The sequence below is a fragment of the Dethiosulfatibacter aminovorans DSM 17477 genome, from assembly GCF_900142005.1.
GTDB classification, from domain to species: Bacteria; Bacillota; Clostridia; order Tissierellales; family Dethiosulfatibacteraceae; genus Dethiosulfatibacter; species Dethiosulfatibacter aminovorans.
Genome location: NZ_FQZL01000027.1, coordinates 13,276 through 25,381 on the forward strand (window position 1 = coordinate 13,276; position 12,106 = coordinate 25,381).

Annotated in this window: 9 protein-coding genes; 6 read left to right on the plus strand and 3 right to left on the minus strand. The window is 40.7% G+C overall.

All coding sequences use genetic code 11. From position 1 onward, the window contains the following. The first annotated feature begins 64 nt into the window (after positions 1-64). Entirely contained in the window at positions 65-1,594 is a 1,530-nt protein-coding gene (locus tag BUB05_RS14425) for a hypothetical protein (RefSeq protein WP_073050327.1), read from the plus strand. Between the two features lie 60 nt (positions 1,595-1,654). Here BUB05_RS14425 and BUB05_RS14430 read toward each other — a convergent pair whose 3' ends face one another. Beyond that, positions 1,655-2,494, minus strand: coding sequence for an IclR family transcriptional regulator (locus BUB05_RS14430; RefSeq protein WP_073050328.1), 840 nt, complete (start codon positions 2,492-2,494; stop codon positions 1,655-1,657). 453 nt (positions 2,495-2,947) lie between these two features. On the opposite strand from BUB05_RS14430, the gene BUB05_RS14435 reads away from it, so the two are divergent. Continuing rightward, positions 2,948-4,141: an aminotransferase class I/II-fold pyridoxal phosphate-dependent enzyme gene (locus BUB05_RS14435; protein WP_073050352.1), complete on the plus strand. Its 1,194-nt coding sequence runs from the start codon at positions 2,948-2,950 to the stop codon at positions 4,139-4,141. A 58-nt stretch (positions 4,142-4,199) separates the two neighbouring features. After that, positions 4,200-5,633 (plus strand): sodium:solute symporter family protein, encoded by a 1,434-nt coding sequence (locus BUB05_RS14440; protein ID WP_073050329.1) that lies wholly within the window; start codon positions 4,200-4,202, stop codon positions 5,631-5,633. A gap of 173 nt (positions 5,634-5,806) precedes the next feature. Here BUB05_RS14440 and BUB05_RS14445 read toward each other — a convergent pair whose 3' ends face one another. Then, positions 5,807-7,405, minus strand: coding sequence for a CTP synthase (locus BUB05_RS14445; RefSeq protein ID WP_073050330.1), 1,599 nt, complete (start codon positions 7,403-7,405; stop codon positions 5,807-5,809). 402 nt (positions 7,406-7,807) lie between these two features. Beyond that, on the minus strand, positions 7,808-8,509 hold the full coding sequence (locus tag BUB05_RS14450; protein ID WP_073050331.1) for a FadR/GntR family transcriptional regulator: 702 nt from the start codon (positions 8,507-8,509) through the stop codon (positions 7,808-7,810). Positions 8,510-8,846: 337 nt separating this feature from the next. Between BUB05_RS14450 and BUB05_RS14455 the strand changes: the two genes are divergently transcribed. From BUB05_RS14455 to BUB05_RS14465, 3 genes are read left to right on the plus strand one after another with little or no spacing between them, the layout of a single operon-like run. Next, positions 8,847-9,644 carry an electron transfer flavoprotein subunit beta/FixA family protein gene (locus BUB05_RS14455; RefSeq protein WP_073050332.1) on the plus strand — a complete coding sequence of 266 codons (798 nt, stop codon included), beginning with the start codon at positions 8,847-8,849 and terminating at the stop codon, positions 9,642-9,644. A gap of 9 nt (positions 9,645-9,653) precedes the next feature. After that, a complete protein-coding gene (locus tag BUB05_RS14460; protein WP_073050333.1) occupies positions 9,654-10,640 on the plus strand; it encodes an electron transfer flavoprotein subunit alpha/FixB family protein in 987 nt (328 codons plus the stop codon). Beyond that, the gene (locus BUB05_RS14465; protein WP_073050334.1) at positions 10,637-12,016 is read left to right on the plus strand and encodes an FAD-binding oxidoreductase; all 1,380 of its coding nucleotides are present in this window, start codon (positions 10,637-10,639) and stop codon (positions 12,014-12,016) included. The genes BUB05_RS14460 and BUB05_RS14465 overlap by 4 nt, the downstream gene beginning before the upstream one ends. Positions 12,017-12,106: the final 90 nt, after the last annotated feature.

A 12,106-nucleotide genomic window follows, 5' to 3' on the forward strand; every position in this document is an offset into this window, starting at 1 on the left:
AAACGTGACAAAACAATTGAGAACCATGCCTTCCAATAGTATAATGAATATAGGTGGTGATATAATGACTTTCTCTGAAAAACTTGATTGTTTGATGAATATTACGAAAACTACAAACAGCTCCCTTGCCTTGTATACATCCCTGGATCCTTCGTACATAAGCCGTCTTAGGAATGGTAAAAGAAAACCGGCGAAAAATGAAGACTATGTTGAAAAAATGGCGGTTTACTTTGAGAAGAATTGCAGGGAAAGGCACCAGATAGTAAGCATCATGGATGTCATGGGTGCGGACATGTCCTCTGTAAATGAAAATTTATCAATTTCCAAATATATTTACCAGTGGCTGTTGAGTGAAGAGGTTGATTACAAGAGTCAAAATGAAAGTGTTGAAGGTTTTTTGGGTGGCTTTTCAAAATTCAAAGCCAACATTCCCGACAATCTTAAATCGACAAAGAATATTGACCGCTATGAAGTAGATGTGTCGGAAAATTCCTATAAGGCATATTATGGATCTGTCGGAAAGCGGGATGCTGCAATAGCGTTCCTATCCCTGGTGATCAATAAAAAGAAGCCTGGGAACATCCTGTTTTACAGTGATGAAAGCATGGATTGGATGACTGATGATCCGAGGTTCACGAAAAAGTGGGCCATGTATATGATGCAGGCAATAAGCAAGGGCAACAAGATAAAAATTATCCATACCATAAGCAGGAACCTGGATGAAATGCTTTCTGCCATAGGAAAATGGATGCCTCTGTATATGACCGGGTCAATTGAACCCTACTATTATCCCAAAAAAAGAGATGGTGTATTTAAAAGGACACTTTTTGTGGCTGAAAACACAGCTGCGGTAACATCATCATCTGTTTTCAATGCTCAAAATGACACTGCGAGTTTTTTGTTTACGGACAAGAAAACTGTAGCGTCTTTTGAAAATGAGTTTGAAGACTATTTGAGGCTTTGCAAACCATTGATGAAGATATTCACCCAAAATCACAGATCGAATTATGAGTCTATTTTCAGAGAGTTTGAAATGGAACAAGCAAATACAATAATGAAGTCGGGATCCCTATCATTATCATCGATGTCGCCTGAGTTGATCAGAAATGTTCTGGAGAGAAGAATGGACGGTGGAAATGAAGAAATTGTCAGATTTTATCAGGGCAGGATTGAAAATATGAGAGCTTCATTGGAAAACCACAGGGTAATGGAAATATTGAATTTGCCGGATAAAGAAACAATAGAAAAAGGGGAATTGAGGATAGCGATTAATGAAAATGAGTCGGGGGAAGCCTACTTTTACACATGGGAAGAATTCCGGGAACATGTCCTCAATGTGATTTTTCTGCTTAAGAACTATAAAAATTACAAGGTTTGTTTATCCAAACAGGAAGAGAATGATGACAGTGCAATATATGTCAAGGAATATGTTGGAGCCATAATAATAAAGACATCGACTCCCAAGGTGTATTTTGCAATAAATGAAGACAATATGACCGGGGCAATATGGGATTACTTGATCAACAGGACAAGGGAAGTTAAACTGAAGGACAAAAATGGTGTTATTGAAAGACTTGAGGATTATATAAAATAGCGTGATATGGAATGTTAAAAAACGGACTGGGCAGTCCGTTTTTTAATGGCCGCATTCTCTTTATAGAGTGTTTTTCAGTTTTAGTATTTCCGGTGAAAACTTCTTGAGGAATTCGTTGGCTTCATTTGCAGCATCTTTAACTTCCTTTTCCATGGATTCCAGACCCTTGTAAAGGAGCCTGTTTGTAGGGCCTGATATTCCAAGGACTGCAATGATGTTTTTGTTCCGGTCAAAGAGCGGAGCTGAAATGCATGTGAGGCCGTAGGAGTATTCCTCCCTGTCGTAGGATATTCCTTCCCTAAGTATTTTTTTCATTTCTTTTAGAAATGTCTCGTATTTGGTTATTGTGAAGTGTGTATACTCGATCCTTTCCTCGTTTTCGAAATAGTCCTTGATTCTTTCGTCTGTCCATCTTGAAAGGAAGAGCTTTCCTGATGAAGAGCAGTGAAGTGGCGCCAGCGGTTCCAATACGGACATCAGAGCGAAGGAATCTCCCTCAACTGTTTTTATTGTCAGTATCTTGTCCTTGTACATGATGCTGAGGTTGACGTTTTCATTGACTTTGTTAACGAGGGTTTCCATGTAGGGTGTTACAAGGTTGATTAATGAAATGTTTTTTTCTATTTTTTTTGAGTATTCATAGAAGAGGTATCCCAGGGAATATTCCATGGTATCGGGATCAAGTTTGAGATAGTTGTATTTCTCAAGGGTTTTCATTATCCTGAAGGTGGTAACCTTTGCTAGACCCAGTTCCTTGGCAAGAGGAGATACTCCCAGAGGCTTTTTGGATTTATAAATCCTGTCCATTATCATTGCTGCTCTTTCAACCATTACGTTCAGATCTTCATTTTCGTTTGTGTTTGTATCCTTGTTTGGTTTCATTTCTTTGTCTTTTCCCATGTATATGCTCCGGCAAAATTAATTATTTGTGCAAAACGGTTAACGAGGCGAAGCCGCTTTCTTGTTATGATTATATATCCATTTTGATATAAATTCAATATAAAGAAAGTAATGGTATGCATTCTGATGAATTACGGAACGGCGTTCAAGAAAATGAATATTATCTAAAAGATGGTGCAATGGTATGGATGTGATCTTAAAGATCTAATATTACGGGCAAGGACCTGCCAATAGCAATGGATTTTGATAACTTGACTATAAAAATGAGAAAAATGAATGGGGATGCAGTCAAATTAGGCTTGACAGTGATAAAAAACAGATATATAATTGTCATATGGAACGGGGTTCCAAGAAGTGAATAAATAAATCGAAATGGTGAATATTTGGAAAGAGTTACGGAAAATAGATGGAGGACTAGCCGTCTTTCATTAAGGTTCTAAAGAGGTGAATGCAGTGAAGAACAAGTATATTGCACGGAAACACTGGAATTTTAAGGTTCCTCCCCTGAGCAAGACAAACGAGATGGCAAAGAGACATGATGATGTGATAGATCTAAGTATAGGCGATCCCGATTATCCTGCAGACAGGGAATGCATAAGACTGATGTACGAAGATGTAGTAGAGAACGGACATACAAGGTATACTGAATTTCTCGGTGACGAGGATTTGAGAAACAAAACCAGGGAATGGTATGAGGAAGATTACGGGTTCAGCTTTGAAAGCGACGAGATAATCATCACCAGCGGTGGTACCCACGCCATGTATCTGGTCATGGAGAGTATTCTTGATGAAGGCGATGAAGTTATAGCAATAGCCCCATATTATATCTACTACAAGCCGCAAATTGAGCTTCCGAAAGGAAAGCTTGTGGTCTACAATACAAGAAGTGAAGACAATTTCGATGTGGATGTTGATGAACTTGAGAAGCTAATAACCAGCAGGACCAAGGCTATCATTATCAATTCGCCCAACAATCCAAGCGGGAAGGTATACAGTGAGGAAAATATAAGGGGAATTATAGACCTTGCTGAAAAACACGATTTTCTTGTAATTGCAGATGATATTTACGCAGCTTTAAATTATACTGAAAATGTCAAGCCCATATGTGCCTATGAGGAAAAGCCGGAAAGGGTGGTGACGATATACAGTTATTCAAAGGACTTTTCAATGCCGGGTCTCAGGCTTGGACATATCATAGCAGACAGGGAGCTGGTGACGTGCATAAGGAATGTAAACGAATCGGTAAACTTCACCATAAGTTCCATGTCCCAAAGGCTTGGCATATATGCAATTGAAAGAAGACGGGAAATACAGAAGGGACTCTACGAAGAGTACAGAAAGAGAATATTCTACTGTTATGACAGAATCAAGAATATAGAAAACATGAGTTGTTCAAATCCTGAAGGAACATTTTATCTCTTTGTAAACATCAAGGATACAGGACTTACATCAATGGAGATCTGGGAAAGGATACTTGATGATGCACATGTACTGGTACTTCCCGGTTCTGGATTTGGCGAAGCAGGAGAGGGCTTTGTAAGAATTGCATGCACTGTAGGAATAGAAAAGCTCGGGGAAGCTTTCGACAGACTTGAAAAAATGGACATATTTGGCAAAACGGAAGAGCTTTTAGAGAAAACCATTTGATTTATAGAGGTATTGGGAACCGTACAACATCATAAAACTTATTTTAAGGAGGATTAATTTGAGTACTGTTGATTTATTGATTATCGGATTGTATCTTGTTGGAATGATTGCTATTGGATTCTTTGCCCGCGGACAGATTGAAACCATGGATGATTTCATCCTTGGAGGAAGAAGATTCAGCAGTTTTGCACTCATTGGAACCATTATGGCTACAATGGTAGGTTCTGGAATGACTATGGGAGCAGTTGGCAATGCATATAAATACGGAGCTACGGGAACTGTGTTCTGGATGTATGCAGGATTTGCACTGGGTCTGATTTTCTTCGGACTCTTAGCAGGAAAAATAAGGGAAACAGGAAAGAGGACAATGGCCGAGGTTATTTCGGAGAAATTTGGCAACAGTTCCAGATTGGTAGCATCAATAGTAATAATATTGTATGCAATATCAATAGTAGCTATAAACATAGCCGGTCTCAGGAATATAATCATATATGTATTCGGAGAAGGCTTGACAATATCACTGCCTGTGGCTACAGCAATTGCAGCAATAATATCAATAGGCTATACATCAATAGGCGGATTCTTTGCAGTTGTTTACACTGACGTAGTCCAGCTGATTATTATGATAATCGGTATCTTTATTCTTGGACCGATAATCGGACTTACACAGACAGGCGGATTTGCACCTATTGCGACAGCTTTTGCAGATGCTGGAATGTCCATGACCAATCCGTTTGTGGGTGGAGTAAGCGCTGGGTCCGTTGGATTCTTCCTTGCATACTTCCTTGCTGTTCCCGGAGACCCGACCATGCCCCAGAGAGCTTTGGCTGCCAAAGACTATAAGACTGCAAGGTCATCCTTCCTCGTTACAGGAGCGATGGGATTCTATTTCGGAATAGTCCTGCTTCTGCTAGGTGGTGTGATGTTTGTACTTCATCCGGGACTGGAAAACGCAGAAGCGGCACTTCCAATATTTGTACTGAATCATTATCCTCCGGTATTGAGAGGAATAACCATAGCAGGAATAATTGCGGCAATCATGTCATCCTTTGACTCCTTCCTCATTCTTGCAACTACTCATCTCATGTATGACATGGGGCATGCCTTGAAGCAGGATGTAAATGAAGAGAGGTTGAACAAGGCGATGCCTGTGGCAACTGTTGTAATTGGTTTGATAGGTCTGATAATAGCGCTTTACATACAGTCCCTCTTTGCATATCTGTACATGGTGTTCTCGATTGTAGGAGCTGCACTTGTGCCGGCTCTTCTGGCAGCGTTGTTCTTCAGTGAAAAAACATCTAAGACTGCTGTGGTTCTTAGCATATTGACCGGAACAATAGTGCCGGCGGGACTATACCTGACTGTAGGATACAATGTATTCCTGGGAGATCCTGTATTCCTCGGACTCATAGCATCTGTTGCAGTACTGGTAGTAGGTTCCATGGCACTGAAAGACAAACCTGAAGAGAGAGCGGCATCTGAAGCAAAATAAACAACCCGTACTGAAAGCTCCATTGGAGTTTTCTGTAAAATAAATAACTTCTTAAGTTTAAATGCAAAACAGCCGATTTCTAGCTTTCGGCTGTTTTGCATTTGAAAAATAGGGACCATGAATATTGGGAATAGAAAAAGCAGCCGAAATTGCTCGACTGCTTTTATTAATTATTATGATTGTTTTTTAGATGCTTTTACAAAATCCCTGAACAGAGGGTGGCTGTTTGTAGGTCTTGATTTGAACTCGGGATGGAACTGTGCAGCTACATACCATGGGTGGTCTTCAACCTCTACTATTTCGACAAGTCTCTCGTCAGGTGAAAGTCCGGTTATCTTCATTCCTTTTGATTGTACTATGTCCCTGAATTCATTGTTGAACTCATATCTGTGTCTGTGTCTTTCGTATATAAGATCTTCCCCGTAGGCTTCCCTTGCCTTTGAACCTTCTGCAAGCTTGCATGGATAGATTCCAAGTCTCATTGTTCCGCCCTTGTTTTCAATGTCTTTCTGGTCAGGCATAAGGTGAATAAGAGGGTGTTTTGTTTCTTCGTCGAACTCTGATGAGTTTGCATCATCGTAGTTCAGAACATACTTGGCAAAGTCAACGACTGCCATCTGCATACCGAGACATATTCCCAGGAAAGGAGTCTTTGTTTCTCTTGCATACCTTGAAGCAAGGACTTTTCCTTCTATTCCTCTGTCGCCGAATCCTCCAGGTACCAGCACTCCGTCAAGTCCTTCAAGTTTTTCATTATAGTTGTCAAGAGTTATGTCTTCAGAATGTATCCACTTGATTTCAACATTTGTACCGTTTGCGATTCCCGCGTGATTTAGTGCTTCGGCAACTGAAAGGTATGCATCCCTGAGTTCCACATATTTGCCTACAAGTCCGATTGTTGTTTTGCCTTTGCATTGTTTCATCTTGTCTATCATTGCATTCCATTTGCTAAGATCCGGAGTGCAGTCCTTCAGGCCAAGGTCCTTGCATGCAAGAGAGGCAAGGCCTTCCCTTTCAAGGAGAAGAGGCACCTCGTACAAATTGTCAGCATCAAGGTTTTCTATTACATCATCCTCGTCTACATTGCAGAAGAGGGCTATTTTCTTTTTAAGACCATCGTTCAATGGCTTTTCAGCCCTGCACACAAGAACATCAGGCTGTATACCTATGCTTCTAAGTTCCTTTACTGAGTGCTGGGTAGGTTTTGTTTTAAGTTCACCTGCCTTGGCAAGATAAGGTACAAGTGTTACGTGGATATACATTACATTTTCTTTGCCTACATCGTACTTGATCTGTCTGATAGCTTCAAGGAAGGGATTACTCTCGATGTCTCCTACAGTTCCGCCTATTTCAGTAATTACTACATCTACATCCTGCTCTTTTCCAACAGTTATGACCTTGTTCTTGATTTCATTGGTGATATGAGGTATAACCTGTACAGTGCCTCCCAGATAGTCTCCTCTTCTTTCCTTGTTTATTACTGTGCTGTAAACCTTTCCTGTAGTGATGTTGTTGTATTTTGTCAAATTTACATCTGTGAATCTCTCGTAGTGTCCCAGGTCAAGGTCTGTTTCCGCACCGTCATCAGTTACGAAGACTTCACCGTGCTGGTATGGACTCATTGTTCCGGGGTCCACGTTTATGTAGGGATCAAATTTTTGTATTGTAACCTTGAACCCTCTTGCTATTAGAAGCTGACCAAGTGAAGCTGCAGTAATTCCCTTGCCCAACGATGAAACAACACCGCCTGTAATAAAGATGTATTTAGCCATATAAATCCTCCTGATTAGTTTATAGATCATAACTTTAATTGAGTTGATTCTTAAATTATTTGATATATAAATGCTTCAATTGTATATCAAATAATTTAAGAATCAGCGCGTAACTTGTTGTGAGCTAAAACTTCATTAATTTTATATCACGACACTAGTTTTATAGTATAGATCTTAATTATTATTGAAATATTGAAAATATTGCCTTGAACTTTTAGTAAAATGAAATAAAAAAAATAAGGACCTAAAAAAGGGGTTTTTTTTTAAGTCCTCATAACTCTATATTATGACGTTTATATTATGCAAATTTTATTGCTGGAATCCGTAAACATTTCAATATTTCTGTTTTGACTTTGATATTATATACAAACAACATTGATTCGTCAAGGGGGTATTTTAAGATTACTTCAATTTTTTTATTGATGCCATATTGACATTGTCAAGATGCCTCTTTACAGCTTCCACAGCTTTGGTGCTGTCCTTGTCCTTTATCGCCTGGATAATGATTTCGTGCTCTTCATAGATTTTTTCAATTGATTTTTCCTCAAATAGCGATATCCTTACGGTTTCATTTATGAAAGAGTCTATAAGATAGGAAACGCTCTGGTATAAATTTAGGATCAGAGTATTGTTGGAGATCCTGGTAAGTTCAAAATGAAATTCCTTGTCGTATTTTGCCTTGTCTTCCAGTGTCTCAGACATCATCATTCTCTTGTGTATAAGTTCCAGCTTTTCGATATCTTCTGCTGTGGCATTCTTGGCGGCTTGGTCGACAGTGAAGGTTTCAAGAAGAAATCTTACCTGAAGAATTTCCTCAGGCCTTCCGTTGCTCAGCTTGAAAGTAAGTGACAGGGGCTTGAAGAAGCTGTCGACTATGTTGCTGGAAATGAAGTTGCCCTGACCATGGATTCTTTCAATTACGCCGATTACTTCCAGTGCCTTAAGCGCCTCTCTCAGGGCGGGGCGTCCCACCTTAAGCATTTCTGTGAGCTCTCTCTCGGGTGGGAGCTTGTCGCCTATTTTCAGTTCCCCCGACATTATCATATTTTGGATTTGTTCTATTATAACCTGTGAAACTTTTTTGTTTTCTACTGATTGAAACATAGATTCAACTCCTCTGTGTTGATATTTTGCTAAATTATATCTAGATTTGTAATGGAAGGAGAATTTAAAATAATTCCTCCCTGTTCACTCGGCACAACAATTTTGGATATATAAGGATAATTGTTGAACCTCGAATTCACGACCTCGGAATTATTTCAAATTCTCTGATTATGACTATATTGCTAAACGAATCTGCTCCATTTAGATATTAATCTTAATAATAAGGACAAATTTTTATAAGTGAAACATACTTTCAACATTTGACTTAATTCTAACATTATAGTATACTTAAATCAAGAGGTAAGACCACGAAACCACAAATGGAGGAATAAACCATATGAAAATTGTAGTACTTGTTAAAGAGGTTCCCGACATGACAAGGGTAAAGTTCGACAGGGAAAAGGGTATTGTAGACAGGTCTTCTGCAGAAGCTGAGATCAACCCTTTTGACATGAATGCCCTTCAGGCTGCCGTTGACTTGAAGAAGCAATTCGGTGCGGAAGTTACAGTCCTCACAATGGGGCCGCCAAAGGCTGTGAAGTCTCTCAAGGACGCATATGCAAGGGGAGCAGACAGGGGAGTGCTGTTGACTGACAGGAAGTTCGGCGGTGCCGACACCTGTGCAACATCTTATACGCTTGCAGCGGGAATAAGGAAAATTGAAGACTATGATTTGATTATCTGCGGAGAAAAATCAGTTGACGGTGATACGGCCCAGGTGGGAGCCGAAGTTGCTGAATTCCTTTATCTTCCACACTCATACAATGTTGAAAGCATAGACGGAGTGACGGAGGACAGCATTACCGTAACTACAGAAAAGATTTGCGGATACAACCAGAAAAGAAGAATGAAGCTGCCTGCCCTTATCAGCGTAACCAAAAACATCAACCATCCGCAATTGCCGACAGTTGACAGAAAGCTTGAATCCCTTGACGTTGAAATGGAAAGCTTTGGACTTGCAGACCTGTGCGAATTCATGACAGAAGAGGATGCCGGATTTAAGGGGTCTCCTACAAAGGTTGTCAAGATTGAAGTACCCAAGGAAGAAACCAGGGAAAGCAGAATATTCAGGGATAATAAGGTGGATTTTTTCAAAGCGGTTGACAGTGAATTCAAGAAATTCAACATCGTATAGGAGGGTGTCATGGAAGAGTACAAAGGCATACTGGTAATAGGCGAGCAAAATGGAAATGAGATACACAAGGTGAGTTATGAGCTTCTCGGAAAGGGTAGGGAGCTTGCGGACAAGGCTGAGATAGGGTTGGAAGTGCTGATTCTTGGCAACAACATGGAAGTAGATGAACTTTGCCACAGAGGGGCTGAGAAAGTCTACTACATGGAGGACGAATGTCTGGAAAAGCCTGAGGAGTATCTGTACAAGTTGAATATTGTGAAATTCATCGAAGAGCGCAAGCCTGAAATAGTCCTGATAGGCGCTACAAACTTCGGAAGGTCTCTGGCACCGAGAATTGCAGGAGCTCTCAAGACGGGTCTTACTGCAGACTGTACGGAACTGTTGATCAACGAAGAGAACAAGCTGGTACAGGTAAGACCTGCATTCAGCGACAATATACTTGCCCATATCAAGTCTGTGAATTATCCGCAGATGGCTACCATAAGATATAAGGAATTTCCCGAAGCTTTAAAGGATGAAACCAGGGTAGTGAGCATAGAAAGGATCAAGCCCCATTATACTGCAAACAACAGAATTGAAATCCTCGACATGTTCAGGGACGATGATTTTGATATAACTGAAGCTGAAGTTGTAGTTGCTGTAGGCAGAGGGTTGAAGGATAAGAAGGACATGAGCTTGATAGAGAATCTTGCAGATGTTCTAGGCGGTGTTGTTGGAGTATCAAGAGCGCTTGTTGATGCAGGCCTTGCAGACAGTTCTCATCAGGTAGGATACAGCGGAAATCGTGTAAAGCCAAAAGTTTATATAGCATGCGGAATTTCAGGAGCACCTCAGCATGTAGCCGGAATGAAGGAATCTGACCTCGTAATAGCAGTGAACAACGATCCTTCTGCACCAATATTCAATATTGCGGACATAGGCTATGTAGGTGACATGTATGAAATAATACCTGAAATGATTAGAAGATATGAAAAGAGGCTGGAGGAAATAGTATGATGAGTCAAATAGTAGAAAAACTTGAAAATATTGTTGGAAGAGACTGGATCATTACTGACATAGATCAAAAGCTTGGATATCTTTACGATGAGGTGGAGAAGACGCTGAGACCCAAGGCAGATGAAAATTCAATAGTGGTTAAGCCTGCAAATACTGAAGAGGTCTCAGAGATAATCAGTACTGCCAATGACAATGGAATCAATGTGGTTGTAAGGGGAGGCGGTACCGGTCTCTGCGGTGGAGCCATACCTGTAAAGGAAAGCATTGTGATTTCCATGGAAAGATTTAACAAGGTAGTTGAAGTGGACCTGAACAACATGACGGTGACCCTTGAAGCGGGAGTTACACTGTTTGACCTCATTGAAGAACTTGACAAATATGATGGAATCGGATTCCCGGTCCACCCCGGTGATGAAGGGGCGCAGATAGGTGGAATGGCCGTTACAAATGCAGGTGGAGCAAGGGCTGTAAGGCACGGGATAATGAGGAACCATATCAAGGGACTTGAAGTTGTACTTCCAAATGGAAACATATTGAATCTTGGAGGAAAGCTCCTCAAGGACAATGCGGGATACAACCTTATGCATCTCATCATAGGAAGTGAAGGTACTCTTGCCGTAATCACAAAGGTCATACTAAAGATTTATCCCGAAGACAAGCATGTAGCGACAATAGCGGCAGCTTTTGAAACAATAGACAATGCGTCAAATGCTGTTCTTGAAATACTTAGAAGCGGAGTTTCGCCGCTGGCGGTTGAATATCAGGACAAGCATATCAATCTTGAAACTGCAGAACACCTGGGTCTCAACTGGCCCCTTGAAACAGGCAATGCAGACCTTATGATAATAATATCGGAAAAGGAAGAGGACATGCTCTACAGTTCTACAAGGAAGATCAATGACATTTGCAGGAAGAATGGATGTACGGAAGCGGTATTTGCAGGAAAGAAACAGGAACAAGCCGATCTTCTTGCAATAAGAAGCGGAGGTTATGAGGTTATCAAGGATATAATCGCAGACTCCTTCGACATGTGCGTACCTCCGGCAAGCATGCCTGCCTTCTTTGAAGATCTGGGAAGGATCATGAAGGAATACAATACTACAACGAACATCACCGCGCACATTGCAGATGGAAATGTTCACAACGATACAGTGCTGGTTGACGGCAAAATACCCGAATATGCAGAAGAAATCAAACTGAAGATGTACGAGGCCTGCTTCAAGTACGGCGGTACAATAACAGGAGAACACGGCATCGGGAAAATAAGGGTGGAAGACCTGAAGCTCCAGAAGAAGGAAGAGGAACTGGAAATAATGAAAGGGATTAAGGCAGTATTCGATCCCAATAGCATATTGAATGACGGGACTGTAGTATAGATACATAGATAGGATCAACTTATGACAATTAAATAATGCTTGATTGCATATACAAATACACAACGCAAAACAGACTGCCGACAAGGGCAG